The 20,504-nt window shown below is 70.2% G+C and carries 21 protein-coding genes and 1 tRNA gene; 8 read left to right on the top strand and 14 right to left on the bottom strand.

The window, feature by feature from the left end; translation table 11 throughout:
- The first annotated feature begins 19 nt into the window (after nt 1-19).
- The 4 genes from ITJ68_RS11740 to ITJ68_RS11755 all read left to right on the top strand — a co-directional run bounded on the left by ITJ68_RS11740 (nt 20) and on the right by ITJ68_RS11755 (nt 6,030).
- Nucleotides 20-1,798 (top strand): helicase-associated domain-containing protein, encoded by a 1,779-nt coding sequence (locus tag ITJ68_RS11740; RefSeq protein WP_194661461.1) that lies wholly within the window; start codon nt 20-22, stop codon nt 1,796-1,798.
- Nucleotides 1,799-1,828: 30 nt separating this feature from the next.
- A complete protein-coding gene (locus tag ITJ68_RS11745) occupies nt 1,829-3,544 on the top strand; it encodes a DNA repair helicase XPB (RefSeq protein ID WP_194661462.1) in 1,716 nt (571 codons plus the stop codon).
- Nucleotides 3,545-3,566: 22 nt separating this feature from the next.
- A complete protein-coding gene (locus ITJ68_RS11750; protein ID WP_056120555.1) occupies nt 3,567-4,262 on the top strand; it encodes a response regulator transcription factor in 696 nt (231 codons plus the stop codon).
- 64 nt (nt 4,263-4,326) lie between these two features.
- Nucleotides 4,327-6,030 carry a sensor histidine kinase gene (locus tag ITJ68_RS11755; RefSeq protein WP_194661463.1) on the top strand — a complete coding sequence of 568 codons (1,704 nt, stop codon included), beginning with the start codon at nt 4,327-4,329 and terminating at the stop codon, nt 6,028-6,030.
- A 261-nt stretch (nt 6,031-6,291) separates the two neighbouring features.
- On the opposite strand, the gene ITJ68_RS11760 is transcribed toward ITJ68_RS11755, so the two are convergent.
- The 7 genes from ITJ68_RS11760 to ITJ68_RS11790 form a co-directional block, all read right to left on the bottom strand.
- Nucleotides 6,292-7,131 (bottom strand): hypothetical protein, encoded by an 840-nt coding sequence (locus tag ITJ68_RS11760; protein WP_194661464.1) that lies wholly within the window; start codon nt 7,129-7,131, stop codon nt 6,292-6,294.
- A 471-nt stretch (nt 7,132-7,602) separates the two neighbouring features.
- Nucleotides 7,603-9,225, bottom strand: coding sequence for a chaperonin GroEL (gene groL / locus ITJ68_RS11765; RefSeq protein ID WP_071273375.1), 1,623 nt, complete (start codon nt 9,223-9,225; stop codon nt 7,603-7,605).
- Between the two features lie 227 nt (nt 9,226-9,452).
- The gene (locus ITJ68_RS11770; protein ID WP_056120541.1) at nt 9,453-9,656 is read right to left on the bottom strand and encodes a cold-shock protein; all 204 of its coding nucleotides are present in this window, start codon (nt 9,654-9,656) and stop codon (nt 9,453-9,455) included.
- A 287-nt stretch (nt 9,657-9,943) separates the two neighbouring features.
- Nucleotides 9,944-10,555, bottom strand: coding sequence for a LytR C-terminal domain-containing protein (locus ITJ68_RS11775; protein ID WP_194661465.1), 612 nt, complete (start codon nt 10,553-10,555; stop codon nt 9,944-9,946).
- On the bottom strand, nt 10,552-10,848 hold the full coding sequence (locus ITJ68_RS11780) for a DUF3263 domain-containing protein (protein ID WP_268095552.1): 297 nt from the start codon (nt 10,846-10,848) through the stop codon (nt 10,552-10,554). Before ITJ68_RS11780 ends, ITJ68_RS11775 begins: the two co-directional genes overlap by 4 nt.
- Nucleotides 10,849-10,953: 105 nt before the next feature.
- The gene (locus tag ITJ68_RS11785; RefSeq protein ID WP_194661467.1) at nt 10,954-11,985 is read right to left on the bottom strand and encodes a DUF2332 family protein; all 1,032 of its coding nucleotides are present in this window, start codon (nt 11,983-11,985) and stop codon (nt 10,954-10,956) included.
- A complete protein-coding gene (locus ITJ68_RS11790) occupies nt 11,982-12,455 on the bottom strand; it encodes a GNAT family N-acetyltransferase (protein ID WP_194661468.1) in 474 nt (157 codons plus the stop codon). The genes ITJ68_RS11785 and ITJ68_RS11790 overlap by 4 nt, the downstream gene beginning before the upstream one ends.
- Before the next feature lie 55 nt (nt 12,456-12,510).
- Between ITJ68_RS11790 and msrB the strand changes: the two genes are divergently transcribed.
- Together msrB and ITJ68_RS11800 are read left to right on the top strand one after the other, a co-directional pair.
- Entirely contained in the window at nt 12,511-12,915 is a 405-nt protein-coding gene (gene msrB / locus ITJ68_RS11795; RefSeq protein WP_194661469.1) for a peptide-methionine (R)-S-oxide reductase MsrB, read from the top strand.
- 34 nt (nt 12,916-12,949) lie between these two features.
- Nucleotides 12,950-13,022 (top strand) — tRNA-Thr (locus tag ITJ68_RS11800).
- Between the two features lie 86 nt (nt 13,023-13,108).
- Here ITJ68_RS11800 and ITJ68_RS11805 read toward each other — a convergent pair.
- Both ITJ68_RS11805 and ITJ68_RS11810 read right to left on the bottom strand, forming a co-directional pair.
- Nucleotides 13,109-13,951 carry a site-specific integrase gene (locus ITJ68_RS11805; RefSeq protein ID WP_194661470.1) on the bottom strand — a complete coding sequence of 281 codons (843 nt, stop codon included), beginning with the start codon at nt 13,949-13,951 and terminating at the stop codon, nt 13,109-13,111.
- Between the two features lie 119 nt (nt 13,952-14,070).
- On the bottom strand, nt 14,071-14,259 hold the full coding sequence (locus ITJ68_RS11810; RefSeq protein ID WP_194661471.1) for a hypothetical protein: 189 nt from the start codon (nt 14,257-14,259) through the stop codon (nt 14,071-14,073).
- Between the two features lie 49 nt (nt 14,260-14,308).
- On the opposite strand from ITJ68_RS11810, the gene ITJ68_RS11815 reads away from it, so the two are divergent.
- Nucleotides 14,309-14,743, top strand: a complete 435-nt coding sequence (locus ITJ68_RS11815) for a hypothetical protein (RefSeq protein ID WP_194661472.1) — start codon at nt 14,309-14,311, stop codon at nt 14,741-14,743.
- 82 nt (nt 14,744-14,825) lie between these two features.
- Here ITJ68_RS11815 and ITJ68_RS11820 read toward each other — a convergent pair whose 3' ends face one another.
- The 5 genes from ITJ68_RS11820 to ITJ68_RS11840 form a co-directional block, all read right to left on the bottom strand.
- On the bottom strand, nt 14,826-15,176 hold the full coding sequence (locus ITJ68_RS11820) for a GNAT family N-acetyltransferase (RefSeq protein WP_194661473.1): 351 nt from the start codon (nt 15,174-15,176) through the stop codon (nt 14,826-14,828).
- Nucleotides 15,177-15,327: 151 nt separating this feature from the next.
- A complete protein-coding gene (locus ITJ68_RS11825; RefSeq protein ID WP_194661474.1) occupies nt 15,328-15,513 on the bottom strand; it encodes a hypothetical protein in 186 nt (61 codons plus the stop codon).
- A gap of 633 nt (nt 15,514-16,146) precedes the next feature.
- The gene (locus tag ITJ68_RS11830) at nt 16,147-17,586 is read right to left on the bottom strand and encodes an ArnT family glycosyltransferase (RefSeq protein ID WP_194661475.1); all 1,440 of its coding nucleotides are present in this window, start codon (nt 17,584-17,586) and stop codon (nt 16,147-16,149) included.
- Between the two features lie 237 nt (nt 17,587-17,823).
- A complete protein-coding gene (locus ITJ68_RS11835) occupies nt 17,824-18,855 on the bottom strand; it encodes an aldo/keto reductase (RefSeq protein WP_194661476.1) in 1,032 nt (343 codons plus the stop codon).
- Nucleotides 18,856-18,909: 54 nt separating this feature from the next.
- On the bottom strand, nt 18,910-19,656 hold the full coding sequence (locus ITJ68_RS11840; protein ID WP_194661477.1) for an alpha/beta fold hydrolase: 747 nt from the start codon (nt 19,654-19,656) through the stop codon (nt 18,910-18,912).
- A gap of 72 nt (nt 19,657-19,728) precedes the next feature.
- Between ITJ68_RS11840 and ITJ68_RS11845 the strand changes: the two genes are divergently transcribed.
- Complete coding sequence (locus ITJ68_RS11845) at nt 19,729-20,499, top strand: NAD(P)H-hydrate epimerase (protein ID WP_194661478.1); 771 nt, start codon at nt 19,729-19,731, stop codon at nt 20,497-20,499.
- The last annotated feature ends 5 nt before the right edge of the window (nt 20,500-20,504 follow it).

Raw genomic sequence — 20,504 nt, forward strand, 5'->3', positions numbered from 1 at the left:
GGACGCCACGCGGAGGACGATGACGACCACCGCCGACCTCGCCGCACGCCTGCGGACGATGCCGGACCACGACCTCGAGCGACTGATCGTCGCCCGAGGCCTCCCCACCGCCGTGCTCGGCGAGACGGGCCCCCAGAGCATCACGGACTTCTTCGACCTCGCCGAGGCCTTCCGTGCCGACGCCGCGGTCGACGCCGCCGTCGAACGACTCCCCCGACGCACCCTCCTCGCGCTCCGTGACGGCACGACCGGCCCGGACCTCGACCCCGCGGTCGCGCTGGGCCTCGCCGACGAGGACGGCCGCGTCGACGACGCAGTCGCCCTGCGCGTGGCCGCCCACCCCGACCTGGTGGACCAGTCAGAGCAGACGGGAGGCCCGGGTGAGGCCCGCCCCGCCGCTGCGGTCCCCGACACGGCCGACCCCGCCACGCAGCGCACCACCGGCGCGGAGCACGCGTTCGCGACGATGACCGTCCTCGCCGAACTGCTGCGCGCGGTCGACGACGGCGCCGTCCGCGAGCTCGTCAAGGGCGGCATCGGCTCCCCGCTCGCCCGGGCGCTCGCGGAACGTTCCAGCGCCGACGCCGAGGTGGTGCCCGGGCGCCTGGGACTGCTCGAACGGATCCACTTCACCACGACCGACGACGGCACCTGGACGCTGACCGACGCCGGTCGTGCGTGGCTGACCACCCCGTGGCCGTCCCGGTGGACCGACCTGGTGACCCGCTGGCACGACGGCCTCGACCCGGCCGTCCGCGAGGTCCTCGACGTCGCCGGGGACGACTGGCGGGACCTCGTCGTCCTCGGCCGCTGGGCGTACCCGGCCGGGGCCCGCTGGCTCGACGCGACCCTGCTCGACGTCGCCGGCACCGCGGACGCCCTCGGCCTGACCGTCGAGGGCCGCGTCACCGAGACCGGCCGCACGCTCCTCGGTGACGACGAGCCCGCAGCCGTCCGCGCCGCCGAGGCCGACCTGCCGCAGACCGTCGAGGGCGTCTACCTGCAGCACGACCTGACGATCATCGCGCCGGGCCCGCTCGCCCCCGCGGCGGACGCCGAACTCCGCACCGTCGCCGATCTCGAGGCCCCCGGGCTCGCCGCGCGCTACCGCGTGTCCGAGGAGACACTCCGGCGGGCCCTGCGCGCCGGCAACTCCCAGCAGGACGTGATGGACCTGTTCGAGCGCATCGGCGTCACCGGCGTGCCCCAGCCGCTGGCGTACCTCGTCGACCAGGTCGCCGCCCGTGACGGCAGCATCGTGGTGGACCGCGGTGAGGGCGGCATCGGTGCCGTGGTCCGCGGGACCGCCGACCAGCTCGACCTGATCGGGGTGGACGCCGAGCTGCGACAGCTGGCGTGGGAGCGCCCCGAGCTGACCACCCTGGTGACCCGCTACCCGGCGCACGTGGTGCACGCGGCGCTGGAGGACCAGCGGTACCCGGCCGTGCTGCAACCCGGGGCCCGCCCGGAGACGCACCACGGGCCTCCCGGCCGTCGCCGTGCACCGGGCCGCAGCCCGGAAGCCGCAGCGCACGCCGTCGTGGAACGCCTCCGTGTCACGACCGAACGCGGCGCTGCCGAACCGGAGCAGGAGTGGCTCGGACGGCAGATCGACCTGGCCGTCCGCGGTCGCACGCCGATCCGCGTGACGGTCCGCATGCCGGACGGCAGTGAGCGGCCGTTCTCGATCGTCCCGACCTCCGTCGCCGCCGGCCGCATCCGCGGGAAGGACACCACGGCCGACGTGGAACGCACGCTGCCGCTGTCGCTCGTCGTGTCCGTCGACAGCGAAGCCTGACCCGGCCGTGCACGGCTAGGCTGGAAGGCCATGAACGGACCGCTGATCGTCCAGAGCGACCGCACCGTCCTGCTCGAGGTCGCGCACCCCGATGCCGAGGACGCGCGCCACGAGCTCGCCGCCTTCGCCGAGCTCGAACGCGCCCCCGAGCACGTGCACACCTACCGGGTCACCAGGCTCGGCCTGTGGAACGCGCGCGCAGCAGGACACGACGCCGAGAGCATGATCGGCACCCTCGAGCGCTTCGCGAAGTTCCCCGTCCCGCAGAGCGTCACCGTCGACATCCGTGACACCGTCGCCCGCTACGGGCGGCTCGTCATCCGGCGTGAAGACCCGGCGGACGCCCCCGTCATCGCGATCTCCCCGACCGAGGAGCTCGAACGCCAGCCCCGGCTGCTGCTCACGGCGACCGACCCGTCGGTGCTCGCCGAGGTCGTCCGGTCCAAGCGCATCAAGCCGCTGCTCGGCGACAAGCGCTCCGACACCGCGATCGAGCTGCAGCAGTGGGCTCGTGGGCAGGTCAAGCAGGAGCTCGTGAAGATCGGCTGGCCGGCCGAGGACCTCGCCGGCTACACGCCCGGGCAGCCCCACGCGATCGACCTCGACAACTCCGAGTGGGACCTGCGCCCGTACCAGCAGGACGCCGTCCAGAGCTTCTTCGCGCAGGGCTCCGGCGTCGTCGTGCTGCCCTGTGGCGCCGGCAAGACGCTCGTCGGTGCCGGGGCGATGGCCACGGTGAAGGCGACCACGCTCATCCTCGTCACGAACACCGTCTCCGCGCGGCAGTGGCGGTCCGAGCTGCTCCGCCGGACCTCCCTGACCGAGGAGGAGATCGGCGAGTACTCCGGCAGCGTCAAGGAGATCCGTCCGGTCACGATCGCGACGTACCAGATCCTCACCGCCCGCCGGAAGGGCGAGTACACGCACCTGTCGCTGCTCGACGCCCTCGACTGGGGCCTCGTGGTCTACGACGAGGTCCACCTGCTGCCGGCGCCGGTCTTCAAGCTGACCGCGGACCTGCAGGCCCGTCGCCGCCTGGGCCTCACGGCCACGCTCGTGCGCGAGGACGGGCGTGAAGGCGACGTCTTCTCCCTCATCGGCCCGAAGCGGTACGACGCCCCGTGGAAGGAGATCGAGGCCCAGGGCTACATCTCCCCCGCCGAGTGCTACGAGGTCCGCGTGGACCTGCCGCACGAGGACCGCCTGGAGTACGCGGCGTCGAGCGACGACGAGCGCTACCGCCTCGCCGCGACGTCCCCCGCCAAGACCCCCGTCGTCCGCGAGCTCATCGAGAAGCACCGTGGCGAGCAGATCCTGGTCATCGGGCAGTACATCGACCAGCTCGACGCCCTGGCACAGTCCCTGGACGCCGCCGAGATCACCGGTGCGACGCCCGTCGACGAGCGCGAGCGGCTGTACCAGTCGTTCCGCGACGGCGACATCGACGTGCTCGTCGTGTCGAAGGTCGCGAACTTCTCCGTGGACCTGCCCGACGCGACCGTGGCGATCCAGGTCTCCGGCTCGTTCGGGTCCCGGCAGGAAGAAGCGCAGCGTCTCGGCCGACTCCTCCGTCCGAACAAGGACGGCCTGCCCGCGTCGTTCTACACGCTCGTGACGCGGGACACCGTCGACCAGGACTTCGCCCAGAACCGGCAGCGGTTCCTGGCCGAGCAGGGGTACTCGTACACGATCCTCGACGCGGACCAGGTCCAGGGGGCGCCCCATGCGCTCTCAGGAAACGCTTAGACAACAGTCAGATGATAGGGGCATGACCGATGGCCCCAAGATCCTGATCGTCGACGACGAGCCGAACATCCGCGACCTCCTCACGACCTCGCTGCGCTTCGCCGGGTTCGCCGTCCGAGCGGTCGGCAACGGGGCACAGGCGATCTCCGCCGTGCTGGAGGAAGAGCCCGACCTGATCATCCTCGACGTCATGCTGCCGGACATGAACGGCTTCGGCGTCACCAAGCGCCTCCGGTCCTCCGGCTACACCTCGCCGATCCTGTTCCTGACGGCGAAGGACGACACCGAGGACAAGATCACCGGCCTCACCGTCGGCGGCGACGACTACGTCACCAAGCCGTTCTCGCTCGACGAGATCGTCGCCCGCATCAAGGCGATCCTGCGTCGCACGATGAACGACGAAGAGGACGCCATCATCCGGGCCGGCGAGCTCACGATGGACCAGGACACCCACGAGGTCACGATCGGCGACGCGCAGATCGAGCTCTCCCCCACCGAGTTCAAGCTGCTGCGCTACCTGATGCTCAACCCGAACCGCGTGCTGTCGAAGGCGCAGATCCTCGACCACGTGTGGGAGTACGACTTCAACGGCGACGCCGGCATCGTCGAGTCCTACATCTCGTACCTGCGTCGCAAGCTCGACCAGTACTCCACCGAGCCGATCATCCAGACCAAGCGCGGGTTCGGCTACATGCTCAAGGCCTCGAAGGCCTCCTAGTTCCAGGCTGTTCACGGCGGTCACCGGGTTTCGCCCGGTGGCCGCCGTCTATCGTGAGGGCAGCATGCACTCCAGAATGAACCGCTGGTGGGACGGCATCTCCCTGCGAACCAAGATCACCGGCATCACGGTGCTCCTGGTGGCGCTCGGGCTGCTCGTCGCCGGCCTCGGCACGATGACCGTGCTGTCGAACTACCTGGTCTCCCGCCTGGACACCCAGGTCAGCACGACGAGCTCGCAGCTCGAGGGCCAGAACGTCAGCGACGGGGAGCAGTACTGCAAGCTGTCGGTCGTCCTCGAGAAGAGCTCGTACGTCGCCGCGTACGACAGCGACGGCAAGCAGATCTGCGACACCCAGTCGACGTCGCAGCCGGACATCTCCCGGATGCGGTTCTCCGGTGCCGCAGCAGCGGGCAAGCCGTTCAGCCTCTACGACAAGCAGCACAACCACGAGTGGCGAGCGCAGGTCATCCCGGCGAACCTGCAGAACCTGTCGACCGGCGCCACCGAGACCGGCTACGTGCTCGTCGCCGTGTCGAGCGCCGACACCGACCAGACCATCGCCCGCTTCACGTTCATCTTCCTGGGGTTCGGCGCCTCGGTCATCCTGCTCGGGGCCATGCTCACCCGGCTGCTCGTCACCGCGACCTTCGACCCGCTCCGCGACGTCGAGGACACCGCCGCCCGCTTCGCCGCGGGGGACTTCAACCAGCGCCTCGACGCCGACACCCCGAACACCGAGGTCGGCCGGCTGAACCGCTCCCTGAACGCCATGCTCGAGCGGATCGACAGCGCCTTCGAGGACCGCGAACGCACCATCGCGCAGATGCGCCGCTTCGTCGGTGACGCCTCCCACGAGCTCCGCACGCCGCTGGTGTCCCTCCGCGGGTACGCCGAGCTGTACCGCATGGGCGCCCTCCGCAAGGAGGAAGACGTCGCCCAGGCGATGGAGCGCATCGAGAAGGAGGCCAAGCGCATGGGACTCCTCGTGCAGGACCTCCTCCAGCTCGCCCGCATCGACGAGTCCAAGCCGCTCGAGCTCGGGCCGGTCGACCTCGTCGCCATCGCGCGTGACTCGGCGCTCGACACGATGGCGTCGAACCCCGACCGCGAGATCCAGGTGCTCGTCGAGGACGTGCCCCAGGCTGTCCGGGCTCCCTCGGCCTTCGGCCCCGCAGCCACGCCTGCCCCCGATGCCGTCCCGACATCGCCGTCAGCTGCGACCAACACCACCGGCCCGATCGCCTTCTCCCGCCAGACCATCGCGCGCCTCCGTGCTCGTCGTGGCCGCGCGATGGACGTCGAGTCGGAGTCGCAGCCCGGCACCGAGACCACCCCGATGCCCACCGTGGTGCTGCCGAAGCGCCCGCCGATCGTCCTGGCCGAGGAGAACAAGATCCGCCAGGTCGTGACGAACCTGATGGGCAACGCGATGCGCTTCACCGCGCACGACGACCCCATCGAGATCGGCATCGGCGTGGACGACGACCGGGGCATGGCGCACATCGACGTCATCGACCACGGCGAGGGCATCCCGCCGCAGCTCCGCGACAAGATCTTCCAGCGGTTCTGGCGTGCCGACACCTCCCGCGCGCGCGACACCGGCGGCTCGGGCCTCGGGCTCGCCATCGTGTCGGGCATCGTCGCCGCGCACCAGGGATCGGTCGAGGTCATCGACACCGTGGGCGGTGGCGCCACCTTCCGCATCTGGCTCCCCCTGCTCCCCCGCGACTACACCCCCGCCCCGCTCCCCACCCCCGAGTCCTGACCCGGGCCCGCCGCCACGGCCGCGCCCCCGGGGCGCCGGTGCCCCGCCCCCGCGAGTCCTGACCCCCGGGTCCAGGCCCCGCGAGTCCTGACCCCCGGGTCCAGGCCCCGCGACCGGTCGCAACACCCCGCTCAGTTCCGCCGAGTGGGCGAAGAACGTCGTTCGACGGGCGCTCATCCGACGTGCTCTGACCAGTCGACGGATGTCCGTCGGGGAGTCTCGACCACTCGAGGCCGCGGCTTCACCGACAGCGCGTCCTCCTCACGCCGCGAATCGACGAACCGTGGCCAGTCGCTGCTCGAACGCCTGACGGAGTCGCTCGAACACGACAGCCGGCCGGTGCGCATCCGCCGACGTCGCGTGGATGGCGATCCAGTCGTTGACGGTGAAGCCGTTGTCGCGCCGCTGGTCGTGGTGGAACGCGTCGCGCTCCCGGTGGTGGTCCCCGTCGTACTCGAACGCGATGCGGTGATCCGGCCACGCCATGTCCACGCGACCGAGCAACCGGCCGTCCGGGTCACGAACTTCGACGTTCAGCTCCGGCTCCGGGAACCCGGCGTCCACGATCGCCAACCGGAACCAGGTCTCCATCGCCGACTCCGATCCCACTCGGACCAGGTCGACCGCCGTCCGCGCGGCCACCGCAGATCGGGACCCCGGAACGATCGCGCCGAACAGGTCTGCCATTGTCGTCGTCAGGTCGCTCCGCCCCACGAAGTGGTCTCCGACCGCGACGAGGGCACGGGTCCCCAGCAGCGGAACGCACTGCGCCCACGTGTCCTCGGGTGTGGACAGCCATCGCCCCGCCACCTCGATGACTCCAGACGCCGAGAGACGGTGGCCATGGACCCGTGCCCGCCGCATCCGAGGGCCCGTCCCGCTCGTCGAGACGTGCACGGTCTGCTCGCGCTGCACTGCCAGCGGCAGAGGTGCTCCCCAGAGCCGGGCAGCGGTCGTGTGGCTGAAGAACTGATCCGGACGCATCACGAGCGACAGCGCTTCGACGAAGGACTCGAAGTCGTCACCGCCCGCCGCCACTCGGACTCCGTGGACCGGTGCGGCCAGGTCGGAGCGACGGAGGCGCTCGGCGTTCACGCCCATCCCGACAGCGTCAGCGACCCGGAAGGGTCGGTGCGAGAGGGCATCGGGAAGCGGTTGCAGGCGAGGCATCCCACATCCTCCGGCGGGCGGGGCCGAACGCGACCCACGCCGGACCGGACTGTGGAGAACGTGCTGGCCCGAGCCTCCTGTGCGGAACCGCGTCGTCCCGGATCCCGCCCTGGCGGCGCTTCCACAGGTCACGACACACCGGCGGTGACCTGCCCACTGGTCCGAACTGGTCGTTTGAAGCGAGCCCAAGCGACGTTCTGCGGCCGCTCGGCGGACGTGAGCGGGGTGTTGTGACCGGTCGGACTGGACTCACACACGCGCGTGCGACGCGCACGCACCGCACGCCCCGGGACGCACGGGCGCACCCGCGCACGCACGCACCGCCCGCCCCCGGACGCCCGCCCCCGGACGCAGGAAGGCCCCCGCACGCTGAGCGTGCGGGGGCCTTCCGTGGCGCTGGGACTAGAAGTCCATGCCACCGGTCGGGTCGCCGGCCGGAGCGGCCGCGGCGCGCTCGGGCTTCTCGGCGACGACGACCTCGGTCGTCAGGAACAGACCGGCGATCGACGCAGCGTTCTGCAGCGCCGAGCGCGTGACCTTGGCCGGGTCGATGATGCCCGCGGCGATGAGGTCGACGTACTCGCCGGTCGCGGCGTTGAGGCCCCAACCAGCTTCGAGCTCGCGGACCTTGGCGGCCACGACACCAGGCTCGAGACCGGCGTTGAGCGCGATCTGCTTGAGCGGTGCGTCGATGGCGACGCGGACGATGTTCGCGCCGGTCGCCTCGTCGCCCTCGAGCTCGAGGGAGTCGAGCGCGACCTTGCCGGCCTGGATGAGGGCGACGCCACCACCGGCGACGATGCCCTCTTCGACGGCAGCCTTCGCGTTGCGGACGGCGTCCTCGATACGGTGCTTGCGCTCCTTGAGCTCGACCTCGGTCGCGGCACCCGCCTTGATGACGGCGACGCCACCGGCGAGCTTGGCGAGGCGCTCCTGGAGCTTCTCGCGGTCGTAGTCGGAGTCGGTGGCCTCGATCTCGGAGCGGATCTGGCGCACGCGGCCGGCGATCTGCTCGGTGTCGCCAGCGCCCTCGACGATCGTGGTCTCGTCCTTGGTGATGACGACCTTGCGGGCACGACCGAGGAGGTCGAGCGTCGCGTTCTCGAGCTTGAGGCCGACCTCTTCGGAGATGACCTGGCCACCGGTCAGGATCGCGATGTCCTGGAGCATGGCCTTGCGACGGTCACCGAAGCCCGGGGCCTTGACGGCGACGGACTTGAAGATGCCGCGGATCTTGTTCACGACGAGCGTGGCCAGGGCCTCGCCGTCGACGTCCTCGGCGATGATGAGGAGCTGCTTGCCGGCCTGGATGACCTTGTCGACGACCGGCAGGAGGTCCTTGATGTTCGAGATCTTCGAGTTGACGATCAGGATGTAGGCGTCCTCGAAGACGGCTTCCTGGCGCTCGGGGTCGGTCACGAAGTACTGCGACAGGTAGCCCTTGTCGAAGCGCATGCCCTCGGTCAGCTCGAGCTCGGTGCCGAAGGTGTTCGACTCCTCGACGGTGACGACACCTTCCTTGCCGACCTTGTCGATGGCCTCGGCGATGAGCGCGCCGATGGTCGGGTCCGCAGCCGAGATCGACGCGGTTGCGGCGATCTGGTCCTTGGTCTCGATCTCCTTGGCGTTCGCGAGCAGCTGGTCCGAGACGGCCGCGACGGCCTTCTCGATGCCGCGCTTCAGCGAGACGGGGTCGGCACCGGCGGCGACGTTGCGGAGGCCTTCGCGGACGAGGGCCTGGGCGAGCACGGTCGCGGTGGTCGTACCGTCACCGGCGACGTCGTCGGTCTTCTTGGCGACCTCCTTGACGAGCTCGGCACCGATCTTCTCGTACGGGTCGTCGAGCTCGATCTCCTTGGCGATGGAGACACCGTCGTTCGTGATCGTGGGGGCGCCCCACTTCTTCTCGAGGACGACGTTGCGGCCGCGCGGGCCGAGCGTCACCTTCACGGCGTCGGCCAGCTGGTTCAGGCCGCGCTCGAGGCCACGGCGGGCCTCCTCGTCGAAAGCAATGATCTTAGCCATGTGAGTTCTCGTCCCTCCCGGACGTCGTGGGGTCTTCTGGCACTCAGCGTCACCGAGTGCCAGAGCCGATTCTGGCACTCGACCCCTGAGAGTGCAACACGCGCCACACCTTCCGGAACCACGGACCCACCAACCCGCGGACGCCGGCCGGGAGCGCACGCAGCACGCCCCGCACACGACGAACGCGCCGCCCCGACGGGGACGGCGCGTTCGCGGTGGTTCGCTGACTATGCCGGACGCACCGACTCGGCCTGCGGGCCCTTGGACCCCGTGCCGACGTCGAACGTCACTGCCTGGCCCTCCTCGAGGACCTTGTAGCCGTTCATGTCGATGGCCGAGTAGTGGACGAACACGTCCTGGCCCCCTCCATCGACGGTGATGAAGCCGAAGCCCTTTTCAGCGTTGAACCACTTGACGGTTCCGTTGGCCATGATCTGTTGCTCCCTGCGGTACAGCTGTAGCGATCAACGGCATCGTTCGGGTGATGCCGCGGGTCCGAGTGCGTGCACGCCTCACCCGGGTGTTCCTGGCGTCCGTCCCGAAGCGGGACGTCATTCCGAGCACTCCGGTGACCACTTGTGACTCTAATCAGGAACGGCGTCCGGACAAGGGCTGTCACGCACATTCCGCGCTGATTCCTCATGAACTCAACGTGCCGGAAACACCGTCGTCACATTGACCCCGCGGAATGCGGATCAATCACCGCGAAAGCACCCGGTCAGCCGCGGTAGTCCGCCCCGAGCACCACGCTGACGTCGGCGTTCGGGAACGCCGCCGACTGCTGCACGGCCGTCACCCCGAGCGACGCCGCGATGCCCTGCGCGACCGCCGCCTGCGACGCCTGCTGGTAGTACACGATCGTCGCGGTCGCCCCCGTCGTGCCGGCGTCCCCGGTCGACGTGACCTTCCACCCGGCGGTCGTCAGCTTCGTGGACGCGTTCGCGGCGAGCCCGCTCGTGGTCGTCCCGTTCAGCACGACCACGGTCGTGGCGCCCTGGTCCGTCGGTGCGGCCGCCGCGGGCGACGAGGCGTCACCGGCACCAGCGCCGGCGTCCGGACCGCTCGATCCGCCTGCGGACGGCGAGGCGGACGAGGTCGCCGACGACGACGCGGACGACGACGGCGACGAGCTGCTGCCGCCTCCGGTGAACGAGTAGCTGCCGTTCAGCAGCGCGAGCACGAGCACCCCGATGCCGACGAGCACCCCGGTCGCGAGCGCAGCCCAGGCGAACGCGATCCAGCCGCGGCCACGACGGTGCACACCACGGTGCGCTCCGACTCGTGGCCCGTCGGTCACGTCGTCGAAGCGGTCATGGGAGAATCTCGTCATCGTTCCTCTTCGGTTCGGTGGGCGTCGGCGGGTGCGACGAAGCTGCGAGCAGCGCGTGCACTCGTCCGCGTTCGCCGCAGACGCTGGAGTCGACCGACGAGCTGCGGGTCGTACGCGAGCGCCGCCGGTGTGTCGATCACCCGGTTGAGCACCTGGTAGTAGCGGGCCGGGGACATGTCGAACTCCACCCGGATCTCCGCTTCCTTCGTCCGGTCGTGCCGCGCGCGGTCGTGCTCGAAGGCGAGCACGTGCTTCGCGAGCTCACTGAGCTCGTCCGCGGGGATGGTGGTCACGACGGTCCGATCACATTCGGGCAACGGGTCTCGCACATCGTAGGGGTGCGGCGGATGGTCACCCTGGCATGGCGCTGGACTGTCGTGGATTCACCCTCAGGACCGTCACAGCGACGGGTCGCGGAACCACCGGGTGGCGGTGCCGAACGCGTCGCAGACGGCCAGGGCCACGCCGTCGAGGGACACCGTCGCGAAGCACGCCGGGTCCGCCGGGTCGATCCCGTCGGGCAGCGTGGAGGCCACCCCGGCGAGGATCCCGGTGCGTTCGAGCGCGACCCAGTGCACGCCGCGCTCGGTGACGCGGTCGACGAACCGCTGCCGGTCGGCGCCCGGCACGTAGACGAGGGTGCCGGCCGTCAGCACGACGGGCTCGCAGTCCGCGGGCAGCGCGTCGAGGGCGCGGTCCAGGTCGTCCGGTACACGGCCGGTGATCCGGACGGGAGGCTCGGCCAGCGTCACGCGCGCTGCCTCGCGCATCAGGGCGGTCCGGTCCGTCGCCTCGGGCGGGACGGCCTGCACCAGCCGTTCGAAGGCCCCGGGGATCCGCAGGTCGACGGGGTGCGGGTCGAGCGCCACGCGCCCGGCGACCCGGATCGCGGCGGCCGACGGCGACGGCACGGTTCCCCACGCGTCCGCGGTCAGCCGGAGCGACGGCCCCGCGGGCGCGGTGTGCATCCGCACGAGCTCGGATCGCGCCCCACTGTGCCCATCGTGCACCCGGAGGTCGAGCGTCACCCGGTCCGGGAACGAGCACAGGCTCGCCGCGGCACCGACGTCGACCAGGCCGAGCGGCCGTGCGACGGCCGCGGCGAGCGCCGCGACCACCGGCACCAGCGGACCGAGCCGTCGCGGGTCGTTGGCCTGCACCGTCGCGGTGGCGAGGGCCGCGACCAACGCGGGGCGGGCCTCCTGTCCGAGTGCGCGGAGCGCGGCCGGGTCCGACGGGTCGGCACCCAGGCCGCGGGCGACCGCGAAGACCAGCTCGGGCTGCCGCTGGGTCGGCGGCACCGTGTCGAGGAGCGCGACCAGGTCGTCGTCGAGCGACCGCGCCCAGGCGGCGTAGGACGGCGAGACGTCCGCGATCCGGTCCGCGTAGGCGGCGTAGCGCTCCCGCGTCGACGGCGGTGGAGTGGTCACGCGCCGGGGCGGTACATGCCGACGTGGGTGATGCCGGCCTCGGCGTACGGTGCCCCGAAGCGGACGAAGCCGTGCCGTTCGTAGAGCGCGGCGACGTACTCCTGGGCGTGCAGGACGACCGGCTCGTGCCCGTGCTCGGCGAGGACGGCGCCGACGAGCCGGCTCGCGATGCCGGTGCCTCGGTGGTCGGGGTGGGTGGCGACACGGCCGACGACCCACGCCGGGGCTGCCGCGTCCGCCGGGTGCTGCTCGTCCGGGGCGGGTCGGATCAGGCGGAGGTACCCCACCGCATCGGCCTCGGTTCCGAACCACCAGTGCTCGGTGTCGGGCTCGCGGTCACGGCCGTCGAAGTCCTCGGCCGAGACGTGTTGTTCGAGCGCGAACACCCGGTTCCGCAACCGCACGATGCCGTACAGTTCGTCCGTCGTCAGGCGGTCCCAGCGGGTGCGGTGCACGGAATGTCTGGACATCGCGGCGAGTTTACTGAAGTGGCCGACACCCACGGCTGGAAAGCAGGAGGAACCCATGGCACACAACGTCGAGAAGTCAGACGCCGAGTGGCGCGAGGAGCTCTCCCCCGAGCAGTACGCCGTGCTGCGGCAGGCCGGCACGGAGCGTCCCTGGACCGGTGAGCTCCTGGACGAGGAGCGCGCCGGCATCTACACCTGTGCGGCGTGCAACGCGGAGCTGTTCAAGAGCGGCACGAAGTTCGACTCCGGCTGCGGCTGGCCGTCGTTCTACGAGTCGGTCGACCCCCAGGCCGTCACGCTCATCGAGGACCGTTCGCTCGGCATGGCCCGCACCGAGGTCCGTTGCGCGAACTGCGGCTCGCACCTCGGGCACGTGTTCCCGGACGGCTTCGGCACCCCGACCGGTGACCGGTACTGCATGAACTCGCTGTCGCTGAACTTCTCCGCGCAGGGCGAGTGACCCGGACGCCCTCGTTGGTACGATGAGGGCGTCAGCCAGCATGGCGCAATTGGTAGCGCACCGTACTTGTAATACGGGGGTTGCGGGTTCAAGTCCCGCTGCTGGCCCGAAAAGCCCCGATCAGGAACCGTTTCTAGGAGTTCCGGATCGGGGCTTTCCCGTTGCACCCCGCACTTACCCCGCGGATTGACGTTCAGTCAGTCAGCTTCGACAGAGCTTGCGCGGCTCGCTCGCTGCCGGTGTTCCGGCCCATGTACCTGTCCTGCGTCATCGAGGGGTTCTTGTGCCCCAGGTACTCGGCGACGTCCCTGGCGGACAGCCCTGAACCGTCGAGCAGCGTCGCGACTGTCTTTCGGAACGCGTGCAGCTTCACCCCGGCGAACCCGATACGGTCTCGAGCATCCCGCGAGTCGGCCTGCGTGTTGTTCGGGTCACGCAGGTTTCCGAGGGGCGACGGGAAGACCAGCTCTCCGTCGCCTCGCGATGCCGCTCGTCGTCGGAGCATCGCGTCGACGTGTTCGGGAATCGCGATCCGCCTGTCCGACCCCTGAGTCTTGCCATGGTCCTGGCGCAGTAAGCCGGCCCCGGGGATGCGTACTACCGTCGAGTGGATATGTACGGCCCCCGGGTGCACGTCATCCCAGACCATCGCGCACGCCTCCCCTACCCGGCACCCCGTACCCGCCATGAAACGAAGCAGGTCGGGCAGGTCCAACTGACGCAGGCGTGCATCCAGGTCCGCACGGACAAAGAGATCCTGTAGCTGCTCAGCACTTAGGGCAGTGGCTCCGTCCCGCCGCTGAGAGACGCGCTCAAGCTCCCGGACGGCGTTCGTGCGCGCGGCGTCGTTGCGGACGGCGAACCCGAGCATCCCGCTCAGGACGGCGCGACACATCCTCGCCGAGGCGGGGCCGTGGTTCATGATCACCTGGTCCATGAACCGCTGCAGCCGCTCAGGAGTGGCTTCGAGGACCGCCAACTCACCGAGCGCCGGGAGGATGATCCTGTCGAGAGTCCGTTCGCCGACGCGCTCCACCCGAACGCCCGTGGGCGCGCTGATGCGGCGCGCTGGGTGTCGGCTGCTCTCCACGCGCTGTAGCCCTGCACGACAAGACCCCCTCGGGTTCCTTCGGGAACCCGAGGGGGTCTTTCGTTTCAGGACTTCTCGACGCGGGCGATCCGCGCGATGAGCCTGTCGGAGATCGATTCGACCTTCTCGCGATTGTTCCCGAATCCGTCGTAGAAGTCGTAGTAGCCGTCGTTGTGCTCGTAGTCAGCGGCGTTCACGCTTCCGTGAAAAGACATGCCACTGACGCCATCGTTGATCTTGTACGTGTACTTCACTTTTACGCCTTTCTCGACGTGCTCGATCCTCCGAAGGTACAGTCCGACCATGACGTACGCCATCGAGCACGAGAACGAGCGGCCCCACGAGGCGGACGGACCCTACCGGACAGGCGTGTACAAGACGATCGCCGAGGCAAAGGCGGCCGGTGAGCGCACCGCGAAGCATGAGGGACTGACCGGCGTCGTCATTCGAGACCGCGGCGACACCGTGAGCATCTTCGCCGGCAACCTCGTCTCCGAGCTCGTCGACGGCGTCTGGCACGACCGCGGCATCTTCGACGTGCAGAACTGGTGGCCGAAGCTCGACGACGACACCCGGGCCTGGCTGCTCGAGCACGCCGACGAGCAGGTCCCGACCGAGACCCTGCACCGCATCGTTGCGGTCGGTGGCATCGTGCCCGGTACCCAGTGGGAAGGACAAGGGGACTACGACTTCCGGCTCCCGTACGAAGCAGCGGAGTGGATCAAGCAGCGGGCATGACGCGACGCGGCGCGCCCACGAACGACGCGAGAAAGCCAGTTACATTCAATGTTGAAGCCCGATCAAACATAGCCCACCAGCGCTACAGCAGGTCATGCATCCAATATTCGAGGTTTGGATCCTCATAATCATCCTCGAGATACGCAAACCCTGCACCTTCGAATGCCCTCTTGCTTTGCAGATTGCGATGATCAATGCGTGCAAAAGCCCCGCACCCCGAATCAGCTGCATCGCGGGCGGCGCGAAGATATTCCAGGGTCTGCCGTAGGAGTTCCGCTCCCACCCCTTGGCCCTTGAAACGGACGTCCCTTGCGATGGTCATGACGAGCAACTGTTCGCCACCGTCTGTCCACCCAAAGCGCGAGACGCCAGCCAGGGTGCCCGCTGAGTAGAGCAGCAAAGCCATCTCATCAGACGGCAAAGGCAGGCTCATGCTCCGGACGGCAGACTGAACTGAAAGCTGCCATGGCTGAGGGTGGAGCTTTTCCCGCCTGATCCGATCCCACTCGGCTTGAGCAGGCTCTGCGCAAGTGAACCCGTTGAAATCCTTCAGATGCTCTTGCCTAGCGTCCTGCCAGTCGAGGTCAGTTAGCGGCACGCGACGCGAGCCAACGCTCGATCACATCTTTTTCGACCGCCTTCAGCGTCTTCCGCGCGACCGTGGCGTGATAATCCGCGGCGTATTCCGAGCGCTCGTCATCTGTCAGGCCGTCACTGCCGACGTCCTGGCTGCGTGCTTCGGGGCGAACCAGCGTCAGGGGAGGGAGCATGGGTTGATGTTAACTCACCGCCCGTGGGTTGGCACTCACCCTGACCGGGGGGTCGCGCAATATAAGGGACGCTACGGCTTCAGCTCGATGCCGAACGGCTCGCCGCCACACCCAAGCCGACCGCCGGGTCGTTCGCTCACCCCACTCCACGAGGACCGCGTCCGGTGTCATCGCCAGCGTGTGGCCCTCAACGCGGTCCAGGCGGCTCGGGAACTGCACCAACGAACGCACGGGCATCGGCGGATTCAACGGCCGCTCATCGACTCCACGTGCGTCTTTGGGTACGCTGAACGGTTCCTCTGGCGACCAACGATCGCGACGACGGCTACCTATGCGCAGATCGTGACCGGAACCACCGTCAATCACCGGGGCGACCCTCCCCCCGGTGCACTCACGCTGACCGCTAGCGTGCTGCCCCTCGCGGTGCGCGCGAGTCTGGGGAATCTGGCCCGCACTCACCCCGCAGAATGGGACGCATCCAGAGACATCTACCGGAACTCCGTGACAGGACAACGCCCCGGTCAGAGCAGGTTCCGCTAGCCGCGGGTATCTACCGGAAGACGCGTAGGGGTAATACGGGGGTTGCGGGTTCAAGTCCCGCTGCTGGCCCCAAGTCCGTCGGCAGCTCCGGCCTCACCTCCGGATGGTGAGTCCTGCTCCGTCGCGCACGACCTCGCCGTCCGGGATCCACACGACGACCCGGTCGAGCCGTACCCGGTCGAACGAGGACCGCTGCGTCTCCAGCAGCGACTGCACCTCGGGCGGCAGTGGGAAGCGCCGGTCCGTCCCCACGACGATCGCCACGAACGGTGCGTCGACCACGTCCCGCACGCCGCGCGACCCGACGTACTGGTCGTAGTCGCTCGGCGTGATCGCCCCGAAGAAGATCCGCCCGCCGCCCACCCCTTCGTGCCGGAGCAGCGGCAGCAGTCGTGCGACGCCGGTGGAGCGGGTCTCCCAGACGGTCTTCGCCAGCGGTGCGCTGCCGACCACGGCCGCGACGACGAGGAGCGACGCCGCGGCCGCCGTGAGCCGCCGCGGCGGGAGGGCGGCCAGTCGCGCGAAGCCGATGGCGGCGAGCAGCACGATGAACGGCATCCACGCCGAGTAGTACGTGGGCAGGGCGATCTTCGCCGCCACCGCGTAGAACACCCCGAGCAGGACGAGCGGCACGGCCACGAACACGACGAGGCGCCCCGGACGGACCACGAGCGCCAGCAGCACCCCGATCCCGAGCACGACCAACACCGGGGTGCCGACGCCGTGCACGAGGTACCAGGCATTGGCCCACCAGGGGGCGAACTGGTACGTCCGCCCGTCGATCTGTGCGAGGTGTCCGTTGCGGTTCTGCCCCTCCTGGAACTCGAGCATGTAGGTGACGGCAGAGCGGATGCCCATCGGGGCGTACAGCGCGACGACGGTCACCACGAACACCGCGAGCCACACCGCCCCGCCGACCACGAGCGCGCGCCAGCGGCGGAACAGCACCGGGGCGAGCAGGAACGCTGGCAGGAGCACGAGCGTCGACGCCTTCGAGGTGACCGACGCGGCCATCAGCACCGCGGACAGGGGCAACCACCACCCTCGGTCGGTCCGCATCCACATCCAGATCGCGAACAGCGCGGTGAGGGCGAAGAACACCATCACCGGGTCGAGCAGCGCGACGCGGTCGATCCGCGCGCCGGCGCCCCCGCGCGGTGTCAGCGTCCAGAGGGCCGCGGCGCCGTAGCCGGCCCAGAAGCCGATCTCGACGCGCAGCCAGAGGAACAGCACGCCGGCACCGAGCACGACCAGCACACCGACGAGCACCCGGGGCGCGGTGGCCCCGTCGCCGAACACGAGCTGGGCCAGGCCGAACAGGTACTTCGCCGTGGGCGGGTGCTCGCGGTTCTGGTCGAACGCCCCGTGCACGTAGGCCAGGCCGGCCTTGACGTACGTCGCCTCGTCCCCACCGACGTTCTCCGCACCGATCCGCCAGAAGCACTGGTACGCGGTGGCGACGGCGAGGAGCACGAGTGCGACGACGCGGACCCCGGCCCGCTGGGAGGGGCCCTGGAGGTCGCGGGTCTGCACCCCGAGATCCTACGGGAGCGAAGCGAAGGCCCGGGCGACGATGTCGCTCGGGCCTTCGGCGCAGGTGGAACACGGATCAGGGGGCGTTCCGGCGCTCGGCGCGGTAACCAGCCGGCCGTACCAGGATGATGACACTGCGCCGAGGCGCTTGTGAAGAGGTCCCAGCCGACCTCGCGGCTTCCCGCACTGATCCCGCAGCCGGCGTCCAGCGACGGCTGCGGGATCGGTGGTGGCGGGTCAGCGGCCGCCGGCGATCTTCCGCTCGCGCTGCGCGACACCGGCGGTGCCGTACGGGTAGTCGTCGATGCGCGGTGCGCTGGCGTCCGTGAGCGCCTGGAGCTCGGCCTCGTCGAGCACCAGGTCGGCCGCGCCGAGGTTGTCGGCGAGCTGGTCGAGCGTGCGCACGCCGAGGATGACGCTCGTGACGGCGGGACGCGCGAGCAGCCAGGCGAGGGCGACCTGCGAGCGCGAGGCGTCGTGCGCGTCCGCCACTCCGGAGAGGACGTCGAGCACCTCCCACGTGCGCTCGTCGTCGTTCCGAGCGCGCCAGGCTTCCATGCCGCGCTCCGGGTTCTCGCCGAGGCGGGTCGCACCGGTCGGGGCCTCGTCGCGCTGGTACTTGCCGGACAGCCAGCCGCCGGCGAGCGGGGACCAGGGCAGCAGGCCGATGCCGGCGTCGAGGCAGGCGGGCACGACCTCGTGTTCGATGTCGCGGACGAGCAGGTTGTACTGCGGCTGCAGGGTCACGGGCGGTGCGAAGTGGTGGGCCTTCGCCTCGTACACGGCCTTGGTGACCTGGTAACCGAGGTAGTTGGAGAACCCGTAGGAGCCGATCTTGCCCGCGGAGACGGCGTCGTCGAGGAAGCGCAGGGTCTCCTCGATCGGGGTCAGGGCGTCCCACGCGTGCATCTGGTACAGGTCGATGTGCTCGACCCCGAGGCGGTCCAGCGAGGCGTCGAGCGCCACGCGGAGGTGCCGGCGCGAGAGCCCGAGGTCGTTCGGGCCGTCGCCCTGCGGGAAGCGGCCCTTCGTGGCGAGGACCACCTGGGCGGCCTCGGTCGGGTGGGACGAGAGCCAGCGCCCGATGATGCGCTCCGACTCGTTGCCGGAGTACACGTCGGCCGTGTCGACCAGGGTGCCGCCGGCCGCGACGAACGCGTCGAGGATGGCGTGGGAGGTGGGTTCGTCGGCTTCGCTGCCGAAGGTCATGGTGCCGAGGGTCAGGGTGGACACCGCTGTCCCGCTGTTCCCGAGGGTTCTGTGTTCCATGGCGCGGACGCTACGCCCGCGTGCCCCGCAGTCGAGAGGGCCTGGCAGTACCCGTCACAGCCCCTGTCCGAGGAACGCGATCGCCGCCTCGCGGAACGGCCGCGACGTCGGAGCATTGAAGTGGTTCCGCCCCGGGATCTCGAAGAACGACGCGTTCGGCGCGGCCTCGGCCAGCCGCACGGCGCTGTCCCGGATGCCGTCCTCGCTGCCGGCCGCCATCAGGATCGGCTGCGCGGGGGCGTTCGCCGGCGTCGGTTCGATGCTGTTCCGCATGCCCTCGACCATCGCCACGAGTGCCCCGAGGTCGTTCCCGTCGACACCGGCCGCCATCGTCAGGTAGCCGTTCGTCACGCGGTCCTCGACCGGGGTGCCGTCGGTGATGAACGCCCGCGCCTGGTCGACCCGCACGCGCCGCATCGGGTCGGCGTCCGGGATCCCACCGAAGACGGCCCGGCTGATCCGGTCCGGCAGACGTTCGGCGGTGTGCCACCCGACACGCGCGCCGAGGGAGTACCCGAGGAACGCGACGTCGTCGAGCAGGTACGTGTCGATCACCGCGATGACGTCCGCGACGAGCAGGTCCATCGAGTACGCACTCGGTTCGTGCGGCTTCGACGACGCCCCGTGTCCACGCTGGTCGAGGGCGACGACGCGGTACCCGGCCCGGACGAGGTCGCGGGTCCACCCGGACGCATGCCAGTTCAGCACGGCCCCGGAGGCGAACCCGTGGACGGCGACGACGACGGGGGCGTCCTGGTCGCCGAAGTCGTACGTGGCGATGGAGCGGCCGTCGGGCGACATCACGGCGCGGGGTCGGGGAGCGGCGGGGACGAGTGAGATGGCCTCTCAGGGTATCGGGGCACTGTGGACCGCATGGACGGCTACGGCGGCGATCAGATCCGGGCGGCTGAGCGGCCCCACCTCGACGCGGGCGAACCCCTCATGCAGCGGGCGGCCGACGGCCTGGCCGCCATCGTCGGCGCACTGCTCGACGACCCGGCCGAACGGCCGGGCGACGGCCCCGGCACGGTCCTGCTCCTCGTCGGCAGCGGCGACAACGGCGGCGACGCCCTCTTCGCCGGCGCGCGGCTCGCAGCCGCCGGCCGGACCGTCGAGGTGGTCCGGGTCGGCAGTCGGGTCCACGAGTCGGGGATGGCCGCCGCCCTGGAGGCCGGGTGCAGCCTCCTGGGTGGACCGTCCGACTCCGGGACGGGCGCGTCCACTGCCGGCGCCGCGGACGTCCTGCGGGCTGCGGTGCCGTCGGACGCCGACCGTCTGGCGGAGCTGACGACCGAGGCGGCGCTCCGCGCCGACCTGGTTCTCGACGGGATCCTCGGCATCGGGGTGTCCGGGGCGTCCGCGCTCCGCTCCCCCGCGCGGGAGTGCGTCCACGCGATCCGCGAGCTCGCGCGCGACCAGCGGGCGCCCTTCGTCGTCGCGGTGGACGTGCCGAGCGGCATCGACGTCGACACCGGCGGGATCGCGGACGACCACGTCCTGCACGCCGACGTCACCGTGACGTTCGGTGGGGTGAAGGCCGGGCTGCTGCGCGGTCCGGCCGCGACCCTCGCCGGACGGATCGAGCTCGTCGACGTCGGGATCGCGGCCGACCTCGCGGCGATGGAGCCGCTCATCCGGACCTGACCGCG

Origin of the sequence: Curtobacterium sp. VKM Ac-1395 (genome assembly GCF_015350975.1) — a bacterium.
Classification (GTDB): domain Bacteria; phylum Actinomycetota; class Actinomycetes; order Actinomycetales; family Microbacteriaceae; genus Curtobacterium.

Bases quoted from the DNA above. Each gene is read 5' to 3' on its own strand.
- ITJ68_RS11740 (WP_194661461.1), top strand. From the start codon at position 20: ATGACGACCACCGCCGACCTCGCCGCACGCCTGCGGACGATGCCGGAC.
- ITJ68_RS11745 (WP_194661462.1), top strand. From the start codon at position 1,829: ATGAACGGACCGCTGATCGTCCAGAGCGACCGCACCGTCCTGCTCGAG.
- ITJ68_RS11750 (WP_056120555.1), top strand. From the start codon at position 3,567: ATGACCGATGGCCCCAAGATCCTGATCGTCGACGACGAGCCGAACATC.
- ITJ68_RS11755 (WP_194661463.1), top strand. From the start codon at position 4,327: ATGCACTCCAGAATGAACCGCTGGTGGGACGGCATCTCCCTGCGAACC.
- ITJ68_RS11760 (WP_194661464.1), bottom strand. From the start codon at position 7,131: ATGGGCGTGAACGCCGAGCGCCTCCGTCGCTCCGACCTGGCCGCACCG.
- groL (WP_071273375.1), bottom strand. From the start codon at position 9,225: ATGGCTAAGATCATTGCTTTCGACGAGGAGGCCCGCCGTGGCCTCGAG.
- ITJ68_RS11770 (WP_056120541.1), bottom strand. From the start codon at position 9,656: ATGGCCAACGGAACCGTCAAGTGGTTCAACGCTGAAAAGGGCTTCGGC.
- ITJ68_RS11775 (WP_194661465.1), bottom strand. From the start codon at position 10,555: ATGACGAGATTCTCCCATGACCGCTTCGACGACGTGACCGACGGGCCA.
- ITJ68_RS11790 (WP_194661468.1), bottom strand. From the start codon at position 12,455: ATGTCCAGACATTCCGTGCACCGCACCCGCTGGGACCGCCTGACGACG.
- msrB (WP_194661469.1), top strand. From the start codon at position 12,511: ATGGCACACAACGTCGAGAAGTCAGACGCCGAGTGGCGCGAGGAGCTC.
- ITJ68_RS11815 (WP_194661472.1), top strand. From the start codon at position 14,309: ATGACGTACGCCATCGAGCACGAGAACGAGCGGCCCCACGAGGCGGAC.
- ITJ68_RS11820 (WP_194661473.1), bottom strand. From the start codon at position 15,176: ATGAGCCTGCCTTTGCCGTCTGATGAGATGGCTTTGCTGCTCTACTCA.
- ITJ68_RS11825 (WP_194661474.1), bottom strand. From the start codon at position 15,513: ATGCTCCCTCCCCTGACGCTGGTTCGCCCCGAAGCACGCAGCCAGGAC.
- ITJ68_RS11835 (WP_194661476.1), bottom strand. From the start codon at position 18,855: ATGGAACACAGAACCCTCGGGAACAGCGGGACAGCGGTGTCCACCCTG.
- ITJ68_RS11840 (WP_194661477.1), bottom strand. From the start codon at position 19,656: ATGTCGCCCGACGGCCGCTCCATCGCCACGTACGACTTCGGCGACCAG.
- ITJ68_RS11845 (WP_194661478.1), top strand. From the start codon at position 19,729: ATGGACGGCTACGGCGGCGATCAGATCCGGGCGGCTGAGCGGCCCCAC.